16 protein-coding genes are annotated in these 11,628 nt (G+C 64.5%); 1 reads left to right on the forward strand and 15 read right to left on the reverse strand.

The window, feature by feature from the left end; translation table 11 throughout:
• Window positions 1–7: 7 nt before the first annotated feature.
• Both ACQ7JA_RS17580 and ACQ7JA_RS17585 read right to left on the reverse strand, forming a co-directional pair.
• Window positions 8–1,369 (reverse strand): ATP-binding protein, encoded by a 1,362-nt coding sequence (locus tag ACQ7JA_RS17580; protein WP_430900057.1) that lies wholly within the window; start codon window positions 1,367–1,369, stop codon window positions 8–10.
• On the reverse strand, window positions 1,366–2,094 hold the full coding sequence (locus ACQ7JA_RS17585) for a response regulator (protein ID WP_231058299.1): 729 nt from the start codon (window positions 2,092–2,094) through the stop codon (window positions 1,366–1,368). Before ACQ7JA_RS17585 ends, ACQ7JA_RS17580 begins: the two co-directional genes overlap by 4 nt.
• Window positions 2,095–2,302: 208 nt before the next feature.
• Here ACQ7JA_RS17585 and ACQ7JA_RS17590 point away from each other — a divergent pair, with 208 nt between their 5' ends.
• A complete protein-coding gene (locus ACQ7JA_RS17590; protein ID WP_430900059.1) occupies window positions 2,303–2,866 on the forward strand; it encodes a Spy/CpxP family protein refolding chaperone in 564 nt (187 codons plus the stop codon).
• A 148-nt stretch (window positions 2,867–3,014) separates the two neighbouring features.
• Here ACQ7JA_RS17590 and ACQ7JA_RS17595 read toward each other — a convergent pair whose 3' ends face one another.
• The 13 genes from ACQ7JA_RS17595 to infA form a co-directional block, all read right to left on the reverse strand.
• Window positions 3,015–3,635, reverse strand: a complete 621-nt coding sequence (locus ACQ7JA_RS17595) for a hypothetical protein (protein ID WP_430900061.1) — start codon at window positions 3,633–3,635, stop codon at window positions 3,015–3,017.
• Between the two features lie 16 nt (window positions 3,636–3,651).
• The gene (locus tag ACQ7JA_RS17600; protein WP_430900063.1) at window positions 3,652–4,524 is read right to left on the reverse strand and encodes a hypothetical protein; all 873 of its coding nucleotides are present in this window, start codon (window positions 4,522–4,524) and stop codon (window positions 3,652–3,654) included.
• Between the two features lie 175 nt (window positions 4,525–4,699).
• Window positions 4,700–4,921, reverse strand: coding sequence for a hypothetical protein (locus ACQ7JA_RS17605; RefSeq protein WP_430900065.1), 222 nt, complete (start codon window positions 4,919–4,921; stop codon window positions 4,700–4,702).
• Window positions 4,918–5,334 carry a VOC family protein gene (locus ACQ7JA_RS17610; protein ID WP_430900067.1) on the reverse strand — a complete coding sequence of 139 codons (417 nt, stop codon included), beginning with the start codon at window positions 5,332–5,334 and terminating at the stop codon, window positions 4,918–4,920. The genes ACQ7JA_RS17605 and ACQ7JA_RS17610 overlap by 4 nt, the downstream gene beginning before the upstream one ends.
• Complete coding sequence (locus ACQ7JA_RS17615) at window positions 5,294–5,809, reverse strand: helix-turn-helix domain-containing protein (RefSeq protein WP_430900069.1); 516 nt, start codon at window positions 5,807–5,809, stop codon at window positions 5,294–5,296. Before ACQ7JA_RS17615 ends, ACQ7JA_RS17610 begins: the two co-directional genes overlap by 41 nt.
• Window positions 5,806–7,659 (reverse strand): protein-disulfide reductase DsbD, encoded by a 1,854-nt coding sequence (gene dsbD, locus ACQ7JA_RS17620; protein ID WP_430900071.1) that lies wholly within the window; start codon window positions 7,657–7,659, stop codon window positions 5,806–5,808. Before dsbD ends, ACQ7JA_RS17615 begins: the two co-directional genes overlap by 4 nt.
• Window positions 7,660–7,788: 129 nt before the next feature.
• Complete coding sequence (gene rplQ / locus ACQ7JA_RS17625) at window positions 7,789–8,184, reverse strand: 50S ribosomal protein L17 (RefSeq protein WP_005663400.1); 396 nt, start codon at window positions 8,182–8,184, stop codon at window positions 7,789–7,791.
• Window positions 8,185–8,305: 121 nt separating this feature from the next.
• Window positions 8,306–9,283 (reverse strand): DNA-directed RNA polymerase subunit alpha, encoded by a 978-nt coding sequence (locus tag ACQ7JA_RS17630; RefSeq protein ID WP_026354946.1) that lies wholly within the window; start codon window positions 9,281–9,283, stop codon window positions 8,306–8,308.
• A 266-nt stretch (window positions 9,284–9,549) separates the two neighbouring features.
• Window positions 9,550–10,173 (reverse strand): 30S ribosomal protein S4, encoded by a 624-nt coding sequence (rpsD, locus tag ACQ7JA_RS17635; RefSeq protein ID WP_159698306.1) that lies wholly within the window; start codon window positions 10,171–10,173, stop codon window positions 9,550–9,552.
• Between the two features lie 271 nt (window positions 10,174–10,444).
• A complete protein-coding gene (gene rpsK / locus ACQ7JA_RS17640) occupies window positions 10,445–10,849 on the reverse strand; it encodes a 30S ribosomal protein S11 (protein WP_005663404.1) in 405 nt (134 codons plus the stop codon).
• A gap of 14 nt (window positions 10,850–10,863) precedes the next feature.
• Window positions 10,864–11,229, reverse strand: a complete 366-nt coding sequence (gene rpsM / locus ACQ7JA_RS17645; protein ID WP_036208931.1) for a 30S ribosomal protein S13 — start codon at window positions 11,227–11,229, stop codon at window positions 10,864–10,866.
• Window positions 11,230–11,241: 12 nt separating this feature from the next.
• Entirely contained in the window at window positions 11,242–11,355 is a 114-nt protein-coding gene (gene rpmJ, locus ACQ7JA_RS17650; protein WP_005663407.1) for a 50S ribosomal protein L36, read from the reverse strand.
• A 36-nt stretch (window positions 11,356–11,391) separates the two neighbouring features.
• On the reverse strand, window positions 11,392–11,610 hold the full coding sequence (gene infA, locus ACQ7JA_RS17655; RefSeq protein WP_005663428.1) for a translation initiation factor IF-1: 219 nt from the start codon (window positions 11,608–11,610) through the stop codon (window positions 11,392–11,394).
• Window positions 11,611–11,628: the final 18 nt, after the last annotated feature.

Genomic DNA, 11,628 nt, shown 5'->3' on the forward strand with positions numbered 1-11,628 from the left:
TTCTTTTTTACTTGTTCGGGTAGTACTCGGGCAGCATCAGCGTGACTTCCAGCCCGCCCTCGGGGTGGTTCGCCAGGGCGATGCTGCCGCCGTGCTGCTCCGCGATATTGCGGGCGATGGTCAGGCCCAGGCCGGTGCCGCCCGACTCGCGCGAACGCGAGGTCTCGACCCGGTAGAAGGGATCGAACACCCGGCCCAACTCGCCGGGCGGGATGCCCGGGCCGCTGTCGCGGATGCGCACGCGCGCAGCGCCATTGACGCGGTCGACGCAGACGCGCACGTCGCGGCCGTACTTCACCGCGTTGTCGATCAGGTTGCCGAAGCAGCGGCGCAGGTCGAGCGGCCGGCCCATCAGGGCCATGCCGGCATGGCCCTTCAGCTCGACCTGCTGGCCCGCGTCGACGGCGTCGGCGCACACGGCTTCGAGCAGCGAGTCGAGGTCGAGCATCTGCATGTTCTCGGTCGTGTCCATGCTGCGCGCCAGCACCAGGCCTTCGCGCACCATTTCCTGCATCGCCGACAGGTCGCCGATCAGGCGTTCCTGCAGCTCCGTGTCGGACACTTTTTCCAGGCGCAGGCGCATGCGCGTCAGGGGCGTCTGCAGGTCGTGGGTAATGGCCGCCAGCATTTGCGTGCGCTGGAAGATGTACTGGCGGATGCGCGCCTGCATGGCGTTGAAGGCGGCGCTGGCCTGGCGGATCTCGCTGGCGCCGTTCAGCTCGAGCGGGGCGCGGTTGATGTCCTGGCCCAGGTCCTGGGCGGCGCGCGCCAGCACCTTCAGCGGGCGGGTGGTCATGCGCGCCACCAGGTAGGCCAGCGCGGCGATGCTGACCAGGAACAGGGCGATGGTGGTGCGGTAGTCGGTTTCGGGGCCGGTGAAGACCGAGCGCGGGGGCAGCACCGACAGGCGCAGTTCCTCGCCGTCGCGCAGGCGCACGTTCAGGGTCTCGCAGGCGCCGCGCCACTGGGTCGAGACCAGGCCGTAGAGCACCATCTGCTGGTGCGGCATGTCGCAGGAAGCCGGGCGGGTCGCTGCCGAGGTGATGCGGTAACCGTCACCCAGGCGCGCCGCCAGCGAGCGCGCGAACCAGCTGGGCGGCTGGGCCGGCGGCTGGACGTTGCCGACTTCGAGGCGCAGGCCGGGGCGGTTGGCCACGGAGAGATAGACGGATCTGGCCGAAGTCGGCACGATCTCGGTCGCCATCACGAGCTGTTCGGCGCGTTCCAGCAGGTGCTGGTCGCGCTGCTGCTCGATGACGCGCAGGCGCTCGAGGTCGGCGGCCAGCTGGGTCAGCGTTGCCGAAATCAGGATGCCGAGCAGCAGGGTGATGAAGACGCGCCCGGTCATCGAGCCGAGGAAGGCTTTCACGCCGGCGGCTCCACGGTGACCTGGCCGGCCAGCACGTAGCCGCCGTTGCGCACGGTCTTGATGATCTGCGGCATGCGGGCGTCTTCGCCGAGCTTCTGGCGCAGGCGCGAGATCTGGATGTCGATCGAGCGGTCGAAGGGGTCGGCGTCGCGGCCCTGGGTCAGGTTCAGCAACTGGTCGCGGTTGAGCACGCGGTTGGGGTGCTCGAGGAAGACGCGCAGCAGGCGGAATTCGGCGCCCGAGAGCATGATGACCACGCCCTGCGGGTTGACCAGGTGGCGCGCGGTGAGGTCCAGGGTCCAGCCGGAGAAGCGCATCTGCTGCACGTTCTCGGACGGGGCGTTGGACGGCATCGCGTGCGAACGGCGCAGCACGCTACGGATGCGGGCCAGCAGTTCGCGCGGCTCGAAGGGTTTCGGCAGGTAGTCGTCGGCGCCCATCTCGAGGCCGAGGATGCGGTCGAGCGGCTCGTTGCGGGCGGTCAGCATGATGACCGGCAGGCTGGAGGTGGCGCGCAGCTTGCGGCACAGGGTCAGCCCGTCGTCGCCCGGCATGTTCAGGTCGAGCACGATCAGGTCCGGGCGCGCGTCGTCGAGCGCTTTCCACATGCCGGTGCCATCGGCGGCGGCGATCGTGCGGTAGCCGTTCGACTCGAGGTAGTCGGCGAGCAGGGTGCGGATATCGCGGTCGTCGTCGACGATCAAGATCGTAGAGGGATTGTCCATAACCTCAATTATCCGGATTCGGCGCAAGGATGGACAGCCGTTTTGTATCGGCTTGTATATGCCGATGAGCGCGAAACATATTGATACAAAGTATCGGACAGGGGAAATCCCGCGGTTACAGTTTTTTCCGATGATGGGAACCGTGCAGCGAGCAGTCCGGATGCAAGGTGCACACCGACCGACTCCTCATTCTCACAAAGGAAACAACATGAACACCGTCCGCAAGAACATCGTGATCGTCCTGTCCGCACTCGGCATCGGCGCCGCCTCGCTGGGCGTCCAGGCCCAGACCGCCGCACCCCAGGAAGGCCGCCACGCCCATGCGATGAGCAAGGAGCAGCGCGAAGCGAAACGCGCCGAGTTCCGCAACATGACGCCCGAGCAGCGCCAGGCGAAGTTCGCCGAGTTCAAGGCCAAGCGCGCCGAACATCGCGCCGCCCGCCAGGCGAAGCTGGCCGAGTCGCTGAAGCTGACCCCGGCCCAGCAGCCCGTGTGGCAGGCTTTCGTGGCGAGCATGAATCCGCAGCAGGGTGAGCGCGCCGGCCAGCGCCTGAGCAGGGAACAGCGCGCCGCCCTCACCGCCCCGCAGCGCCTGGAGCGCCGCATCGCCATGCAGAAACAGCGCACCGCCCGCATGGAAGCCCGCCTGTCGGCCCTGAACAGCCTGTACGCGGCCCTCACGCCGGAACAGCGCAAGGTCTTCGACGAGCAGAAGATGGGCCGTCACGGCGGTCGCCATCATGGCGGTCACGGCAAGATGATGCGCGGCTGATTCCACCGCCTCGCAACCTCGGTGTCCAACCTCGGTGTCAGGTCTGACATTCGGACACGAGCTCAGCCGTTATCGGCACTTAAGGTCGAGCCCGTGTCCGTTTGTCAGACCTGACACCCAGTTGTGACACCCAGTTGTGCGCGTGCGATCAGCCTTGCTTGGCCATCCAGCCCTGTTCGGTCTTCATGAAGGGGGCCCAGGCCTGGCGCGGCACACCGGCGCCGACCTTGTCTGCATCCTTGAAGCCCATCGCCTCCAGGCGTGACCAGGCCACGACCAGCGCCTGGCGGCGCACATTGACTTCGTCCTTCGACCCTTCGCGGTTCCAGTAGTCGATGCATGCCTGGCAGCCGGCGAAGAAGGCATCGCGGCGGGCCACGAAGCCATTACCCTGCGGGCGCAGCCATTCCGACGCTTCCTGCGACAGATCCAATTGGGCCTGCCACAAATTGATTCCCATCATTCCCGGGTTCTTTTGTGCATCGGCATAACTCGACAGGATGGCATTCGCCTGGGCCAGCGCCACTTCCGGCAGCGGCTTCACCAGCTTGAGCTTGTAGTTGTAGCGGACCACGTAGGTGTTGATCGCCGCCGTGTCCTGCCAGCCGTTTTCCTTCTTGAACTCGTCCACGGCCATGCCCTCGACCGCATCACGGTCGGCAATCGGGCGGATGGTTTCGGCGCTCAGGCGGTCACCCGGGGTCTTTTCTTCGCATCCGGCCAGCAGCATGGCGGCGGCCAGCATGGCCGGGAGCAGGAATGTCTTCATGGTTGCCCTTTCTGGCTCAGAACATCAGCGATTTGATGTAGGCGGTTTCGGTAATCGGCGCGATTTCGCCGGGATGAATGCCGTCGATGGCAGGCAGCAGCGCGGCGTGGGCCTGGGTGGCCGGCTCGATGCGTGGACGAACGTCGTCGACGCCGAGGACGCCGTCGATGGCCTGCGTGGTTGCCAGCACCTTGCCGGCGAAGCTGCCTTCCAGCCGGGTGCGCGGCGCGACGTAGCTCGGCTGTACGCCCATGCCGAGGGTAAAGGCCAGCTCGACGGCCAGGCGTCCACCGATCTCATGCGCGAGCTGATGCGCCTTCACCGAGATGCCGGCGCCGGAATCGCGGCCGAGCGAGACCAGCTTGCCTTCCAGGATGAAGGAAACGCCGAACACATCGGCGCTATACGGAAGCGAGCGCATGTAGAAGGGACGGACATGGAACCAGCGGACCTGGACGATCATCTCGCCGCGCTCCTGGAAATGCCTGGCGTCGCCGCGGTATCCCTTGATGAACTCCGCGACGGCCCGCTCGTAGTCCTTGCCTTCGCATCCCTTCTCGCAGGGAAGAACCTTGAGCTTGGGCATATAGCCGATCAGCTGGGACGCCTTGCCAGGCGCTTTGCCAGGTTCGGTGGCCCCGCGGATCAGGTCTTCGTGAACGATCTCCGGCATGTTGCGGCTGGGCCGGAACTGTGCCGGGGTCGCACCGGCGCGGGCGATGAAGGCCAGCTTCAGCGGGTGCTGTTCGGTCGTCACACCCTCCGGCGGATGCGCGGCCGTTTCGGCCGGGCTAGCCTGGGTGGAGACTTGTTCTTGCGGCTCTTGCTGCTGCGCCTGTGCAGCCACCGTGGCGGCGCAGAGGAATAATGTTGCTACCTGGTGCTTCATGCGTTCTTTCAGGACTGGCTATCGGGTCTTCCAGCTGCTGCGGGAAGGAAGCCAATTCTAGGAAACGCCAAATGTTTCAGCAAGGAAATAGACGTTATTTAATGGGAATGCACCCCAACCGCATGAAATCTGTTGGGGTTATGGAACATCATGATGGCCCCGGCGCTCCGGAGCCTCAGGCGTGAGACGGGCCTCGCCGTTTTCCCAGGTAGGGCAGCGCGAACAGGTAGAGGCCCGACAACAGCTGCAGGAATAGCGGGGGCAATGGCGCATAGGTAATCCACGGGGACGGCTCGCCCGGCGCGATGGCGCGTACCGCGAAGTTCAGCACGACGGTAGCGGTGAAGACGATCGACAGCCAGCGGTGGCCCTGGCGCATCGGATTGGTCCAGTTCATCGCCCCTCCCTTGCGGTCTGGATCATCTTCCAGCCATTACCGGAAGGGTCGCGGAAGCCCGCGTCCACGTTGCCGTAGCGCTCCACCGGCGCCTGCGAGAATTCGACCCCGCGATCGGCAAGCCGTGCATGCGCGGCGCGGCAATCGTCGACCCGCATGACCAGTGGCGGCATCGCGCCCTTGGCCACGATCTCCTCCAGGGCGCGCGCGGTGGCGGCGTCGTGTACCGGCGGCCCGGGCCTGAGCAGTCCGAGCTGCAGCTGCGGCTGGTCCGGATGGGTCACCGTCAGCCAGCGATAATCCCCGTTGCGCACGTCCGTGTGCACGTCGAAACCGAGCTTGCCCACATAGAATTCCAGCGCCTCGTCCTGGTCACGGACATACAGTCCGACCGTGCTTACTCCTTGCATCATCGACCTCCTCCTCAGAAAGAGGCTCCAGTCTGCCATCGGCACGCAGGCGGCGCTTCTCCGAAACTGCGGTCTTGAGGTCCGGGCGGCTGATGCTGCGCATGACGCACTCGGGTATGGTGGCCATCGGTGGCGGCAGCGCTTTTTCGCGCGCGCGAAGCTGTCCGGGGCTTTCGCCGGTGATGTCGCGGAACACCCGCCCGAAGGTGCCCGGGCTGTTCCATCCGGTCTCGAGCAGCACGTCCAGGATGGGCAGATCCGTTTCCCGCAGCAGGCTGGCGGCGCGTTCGATGCGGCGCGTGAGCAGGTAGCGGTGCGGGGGCAGGCCGAAGGCCTTCTTGAATTCGCGCGCGAAGTGGGCTTCCGATACGGCGCTGGCCTCGGCCAGGCGCCGGATCGGCCATTCCTCGTGGGGCGCGGCGTCCATGCGGTCTTTCGCCCGCAGCAAACGCCGCAGCAGGCCCGGGTTCTGGCTCACGGCAGCCTGGCGAGGGAGGCCAGGAATGTGTCCGGGTTCTGGTAGCCGATGACGCGGCTGTCCGGGATCTCCACGCCGTCTGCGCCGAACAGGATGATGCCCGGCGGTCCGAACAGCCTGAAGCGCTTGAGCATGGCCTTGTCGGCGGCATCGTTGGCGGTCACGTCCACCTGCAGCAGGATCGTGTTCGCCAGTTTCTCCTGCACCCTTGGATCGACGAAGGTCAGCTTCTCCATCTCCTTGCAGGACACGCACCAGTCGGCGTAGAAGTCCAGCATCACGGTCTTGCCGCCGGTGTTGGCCAGCTCGCGGTCGAGGTCGTCCACAGTCTTGATACGCTTGAAGGCGAGGCCCTCGTGGGTGTTGCCCGTCAGGTGGGCCAGCGGCGCCAGGGCGTCGCGCCCGCCGGTCGCGGCGCCGACCAGCTGGATACCGCCCAGCAGGGCGAACGCGGCGCCCGCCGCCATCGCCACCCAGTGCTTGTGCTTGCGCAGCAGGTAGAAGCCATAGCCCAGTAACAAAGCCGCCCAGCCCAGCATCTGGACCATTGCCGGCAGCACCGGCGACACCAGCCACAGGGCCATCGCCAGCATCAGCACGCCGAACAGGCGCTTGACCGATTCCATCCAGGCGCCCGCGCGCGGCAGCAGCGAGCCGGCCGACAGGCCGACCAGCAGCAGCGGGATACTCATGCCGGCCGCCATCGCGAACAGGGCCGCGCCGCCGACCAGCACGTCGCGGGTCTGGCTGATGTAGACCAGGGCGCCGGCCAGGGGCGCGGCCACGCAGGGGCCGACGATCAGGGCCGAGATGGCGCCCATTGCGAACACGCCGACGAGCTTGCCGCCGGACTGGCGGCCGGAAGCATTCGCCAGCCGGCTCTGCAGGCCCGAGGGCAGCTGCAGCTCGTAGAAACCGAACATCGACATCGCCATCGCCACGATCAGCAGGGCGAAGGCGCCCAGCACCCAGGGGTTCTGCAGGGCGGCCGCCAGGCCCTCCCCGGCCAGCCCGGCGGCGACGCCGAGCAGGGTGTAGACGATCGCCATGCCGAGCGAATACGTGAGCGACAGCAGGAAGCCGCGCCCGCGGCTCACCTTGCCTTCGCCGACGATGATCGAGGACAGGATCGGCACCATCGGCAGCACGCAGGGCGTGAAGGCCAGGCCCAGCCCGAGCAGGACGAAAGCGGGAATGATGGTGAGCATTCGGCCGCCCTGCAGTACCGCGTCGATGCGCGACATTTCGGAGGGGGCGGCGGCAGCGGCAGGCGCTGCTGCGGGAACCGGCCCGGCCTGCACCGGCGCTGCGGAGCTTGGTGCCGGCGCCGTGTCCATGGCCGGCTGCGAGGACAGCGGGCCGGTCGACATTTGCGGGGCATTGGCGCCGATCGGCAGCGCGGGCGCGGCTTGGGCGCCGCCGCCGGCGCTCAGCCGGGCGCTGTGTTCCTGCGGCGGATAGCACAGGCCGGCGTCGGCGCAACCCTGGCTGCTGGCAGTGAACGTGAACGGGCCGCTGCCCTCGACGGGAATACGGATCACCAGCTCGCCCTTGTGGGTCTCGACATCCTTCTGGAAGGTTTCGTCGTACTTCACCTTGCCGGGCGGGATCTCGGCCGTGCCCAGCTTCGCGCCCGCCGCGCGGAAGGCGAAGCGCTCGCGGTACATGTAGTAGCCGTCGGCGATCTGGTAGCGCACCTCGACGGTCTGGGGATCGGCCATGCGGGCTTCGAAGCGGAAGGCGATGGCGGGGTCGAGGAAGTCGTCGGCGGCGCGTGCCTGGGGAGCAAAGCCCAGCAGCAGGCAGGCCAGCAGCAGGCAGGTCGAGAAGCGTTGAAACGAAAGGAACATGGTGTCGGATGAGTTGTTGCAGCGCACCGGCATGGTACACCGGGCGCCGCCGCCCTGCTCGGCATCCCGCCAGACGGGCGAAAAAAAAACCAGGCGCGGGGCCTGGTTTTTTTCGTCGCGAAAGAGCGATTACTCGGCGGTCGGTGCTTCTTCAGCCGAGGTGACTTCCGGACGGTCCAGCAGTTCGACGTAGGCCATCGGCGCATTGTCGCCCACGCGGAAACCCATTTTCAGGATGCGCAGGTAGCCGCCGTTACGGTTGGCGTAACGCGGGCCGAGTTCGGCGAACAGCTTCTGCACCATTTCGCGATCGCGCAGGCGAGCGAATGCCAGGCGCTTGTTGGCCAGGGTGTCGGTCTTGCCCAGGGTCAGGATCGGTTCGATGACGCGACGCAGTTCCTTGGCTTTCGGCACGGTGGTCTTGATGGCTTCATGACGCAGCAGCGAGACGGTCATGTTGCGCAGCATTGCCAGGCGGTGGGACGAGGTACGGTTCAGCTTACGGAGGCCGTGACGGTGACGCATGGTACTTCCTTTCGAGTGTTTACATTCCAGTTCTTCGATCGTTCATGCTTGCGCATGTCCGCGGACCGGTTTTAGTGGTTAAAGACTGCCCGGACAGACATTGCCCGGGCAGGTACTGCAATTACTTCTCCAGGCCAGCAGGCGGCCAGTTTTCCAGCTTCATGCCCAGGGTCAGGCCGCGGGAAGCCAGGACTTCCTTGATTTCGTTCAGCGACTTGCGGCCCAGGTTCGGCGTCTTCAGCAGTTCGTTTTCCGAACGCTGGATCAGGTCGCCGATGTAGTAGATGTTTTCGGCCTTCAGGCAGTTTGCCGAGCGGACGGTCAGTTCGAGGTCGTCGACCGGACGCAGCAGGATCGGATCGACCAGCGGAGCGCGCGACGGTGCTTCGGCGGCGGCTTCGGTGCCTTCCAGGGCGGCGAACACGTTCAGCTGGTCGACCAGCACGCGTGCCGACTGGCGGATCGCTTCTTCCGGAGTGATGACGCCGTTGGTCTCGATGTTGATGATCAGTTTGTCCAGGTCGGTACGCTGTTCGACACGGGCCGATTCCACGGCGTACGACACGCGGCGCACCGGCGAGAACGAAGCGTCCAGGATGATGCGGCCGATGGTCTTGTTGGTGTCTTCCGACAGGCGACGCACGTTACCGGGAACGTAGCCGCGGCCCTTCTCGACCTTGATCTGCATGTCCAGCTTGCCGCCGGCGGTCAGGTGAGCGATCACGTGATCCGGGTTGATCAGTTCCACGTCATGCGGCAGGTCGATGTCCGAAGCCAGCACGGCGCCTTCGCCTTCCTTCTTCAGGGTCAGGGTGACGGAGTCGCGGTTGTGGACCTTGAAGACCACGCCCTTCAGGTTCAGCAGCAGGTCGACGACGTCTTCCTGCACGCCGTCCAGCGACGAGTACTCGTGCACGACACCGGCGATCGTCACTTCGGTCGGCGCGTAGCCGATCATCGACGACAGCAGCACGCGGCGCAGCGCGTTGCCCAGGGTGTGGCCATAACCACGCTCGAAGGGTTCCATCACGACTTTTGCGTGGCCGGCGCCCAGTGCTTCGACATCGATGATACGTGGTTTCAACAGACTGTTTTGCATGAAATGTCCTTTTCAATACCCTCGGCTCGTTACACCGATAAGGCTGATGGCATTAATAAAAGCGCCTGCTGGGGGAGCAGGCGGTGATACGAATTCGGAAGCGACGGGAGTAGTGGGAATCTGCTTCGTTGCGGTGCCAACCCAAGGTTGCTGCGCCCGCACCACCACTCCCGTCGTTCCGGCGCAGGCCGGAACATTGCCACTGGCATTGTTCCGGCCTGCGCCGGGGTGACTTTTTGAACGACTTGCGTCGCCCGAAAAGTCAATTAACGCGAGTACAGTTCGACGATCAGTGCTTCGTTGACGTCGGCAGCGATCTCGTTACGCTCCGGGAAGGAACGGAAGGTGCCTTCGAACTTCTTGGCATCGACCGACACCCAGCTCGGGAAGCCGACTTGTTCAGCCAGCGACAGCGCTTCAGCGATACGCACTTGCTTCTTGGCCTTTTCGCGGACAGCGATGACGTCGCCGGTCTTGACCTGGTAGGAAGCGATGTTCACGACGTTGCCGTTGACGGTGAAGGCCTTGTGGCTCACCAGCTGGCGTGCTTCAGCGCGGGTCGAACCGAAGCCCATGCGGTAGGCGACGTTGTCGAGGCGGGCTTCCAGCAGCTTCAGCAGGGTTTCGCCGGTGTTGCCCTTCTTGCGCGATGCTTCGGCGAAGTAGCGGCGGAACTGGCGCTCGAGAACGCCGTACATGCGCTTGACCTTCTGCTTTTCACGCAGCTGGTTGCCGTAGTCCGAGGTGCGGGCACCCGACTTGACGCCGTGCTGGCCTGGCTTGATGTCCAGTTTGCACTTCGAATCGAGCGAGCGGCGTGCGCTCTTCAGGAACAGGTCAGTGCCTTCACGGCGCGACAGTTTTGCTTTTGGTCCGATATAACGTGCCACGTTGAATCCTTAAAATAATTAATCACGCCCCGGAGGCATCGCGAGCGATGCGGCAGGCGCTAGTCCACTTCTACTTGAGAGCGGACGTGGCTTGAAAAAACGCCCGCCGTGAAAACGGCAGACGACAAGAGCCGGGCAGTATAACCCATTTTGGGGCTACTGCGCCGGCCAATCTCGTAAAACACAACGGGGCGCAAGGCCCCGTCGTTGGCTTTTCGCGACGCAGGGGAGGGTTTTCACCCTCCCCTACTGCCGATTCAGCGATGCCGTATTAGATACGACGACGCTTCGGCGGACGGCAGCCGTTGTGCGGAACCGGGGTGACGTCCTGGATCTCGGTGATCTTGATGCCCAGGTTGTTCAGTGCGCGCACAGCCGATTCACGGCCCGGGCCTGGGCCCTTGATACGCACTTCCAGGTTCTTCACGCCCGATTCCTGAGCGACCTTGCCTGCGGCTTCGGCAGCAACCTGCGCTGCGAACGGGGTCGATTTGCGCGAACCCTTGAAGCCGGCGCCGCCGGAGGTTGCCCACGACAGGGCATTGCCCTGGCGATCGGTGATCGTGATGATGGTGTTGTTGAAGGACGCGTGCACGTGGGCGATACCCTCGGCAACGTTCTTCTTGACTTTCTTGCGCACGCGGGCTGCTGCTGCGCTGCTCTGTTGCTTGGCCATGGTCGGTTCCTAGATTATTTCTTGAGCGATTGAGCGGCCTTGCGCGGGCCCTTGCGGGTACGTGCATTGGTACGGGTACGCTGACCGCGCACTGGCAGGCCCTTACGGTGACGCATGCCGCGGTAGCAGCCCAGGTCCATCAGACGCTTGATGTTCATGGACAGTTCGCGGCGCAGGTCGCCTTCCACGACAAACTTCGCGACTTCGTCACGCAGCTTCTCGAGTTCGTTATCGTCCAGGTCCTTGACCTTTTTGTTGGTCGCGATACCGGTTGCGTCGCAGATCTTCTGCGAACGCGGACGGCCAATACCGTAGATCGCCGTCAGGCCGATAACAGTGTGCTGATGATTTGGGATGTTAACCCCTGCAATACGTGCCATTCGTTATTCCTCTTAACCTTGACGCTGCTTGTGACGCGGCTCGACGCAGATCACACGGACCACGCCCTTGCGCTTGATGATCTTGCAGTTGCGGCAGATCCGCTTGACTGAAGCGTTAACTTTCATTTTGCACTCTCTTCGGTTCGTTTACTTTAATGATTTTTACTTGGTGCGGAACACAATGCGGGCCCGGGACAGGTCGTACGGGGTCAGTTCCACCGTTACCTTGTCACCCGGGAGAATGCGGATGTAATTCATGCGCATTTTACCCGAGATATGTCCGAGAACCACGTGCCCGTTTTCCAGCTTCACACGGAACGTTGCGTTCGGGAGATTCTCCAGAATCTCCCCCTGCATTTGGATGACGTCGTCTTTTGCCATTCGGTCTATGCCTTCCTC

This window comes from Massilia sp. BKSP1R2A-1, from assembly GCF_050586525.1.
GTDB lineage: Bacteria > Pseudomonadota > Gammaproteobacteria > Burkholderiales > Burkholderiaceae_D > Telluria.

Excerpts from the sequence above, each read along its gene's own strand:
- ACQ7JA_RS17630 (WP_026354946.1), bottom strand. The coding sequence starts at position 9,283 with ATGCAAAACAGTCTGTTGAAACCACGTATCATCGATGTCGAAGCACTG.
- ACQ7JA_RS17610 (WP_430900067.1), bottom strand. The coding sequence starts at position 5,334 with ATGATGCAAGGAGTAAGCACGGTCGGACTGTATGTCCGTGACCAGGAC.
- rplQ (WP_005663400.1), bottom strand. The coding sequence starts at position 8,184 with ATGCGTCACCGTCACGGCCTCCGTAAGCTGAACCGTACCTCGTCCCAC.
- ACQ7JA_RS17595 (WP_430900061.1), bottom strand. The coding sequence starts at position 3,635 with ATGAAGACATTCCTGCTCCCGGCCATGCTGGCCGCCGCCATGCTGCTG.
- ACQ7JA_RS17600 (WP_430900063.1), bottom strand. The coding sequence starts at position 4,524 with ATGAAGCACCAGGTAGCAACATTATTCCTCTGCGCCGCCACGGTGGCT.
- ACQ7JA_RS17585 (WP_231058299.1), bottom strand. The coding sequence starts at position 2,094 with ATGGACAATCCCTCTACGATCTTGATCGTCGACGACGACCGCGATATC.
- rpsK (WP_005663404.1), bottom strand. The coding sequence starts at position 10,849 with ATGGCCAAGCAACAGAGCAGCGCAGCAGCAGCCCGCGTGCGCAAGAAA.
- dsbD (WP_430900071.1), bottom strand. The coding sequence starts at position 7,659 with ATGTTCCTTTCGTTTCAACGCTTCTCGACCTGCCTGCTGCTGGCCTGC.
- infA (WP_005663428.1), bottom strand. The coding sequence starts at position 11,610 with ATGGCAAAAGACGACGTCATCCAAATGCAGGGGGAGATTCTGGAGAAT.
- ACQ7JA_RS17590 (WP_430900059.1), top strand. The coding sequence starts at position 2,303 with ATGAACACCGTCCGCAAGAACATCGTGATCGTCCTGTCCGCACTCGGC.
- rpsM (WP_036208931.1), bottom strand. The coding sequence starts at position 11,229 with ATGGCACGTATTGCAGGGGTTAACATCCCAAATCATCAGCACACTGTT.
- rpmJ (WP_005663407.1), bottom strand. The coding sequence starts at position 11,355 with ATGAAAGTTAACGCTTCAGTCAAGCGGATCTGCCGCAACTGCAAGATC.
- ACQ7JA_RS17605 (WP_430900065.1), bottom strand. The coding sequence starts at position 4,921 with ATGAACTGGACCAATCCGATGCGCCAGGGCCACCGCTGGCTGTCGATC.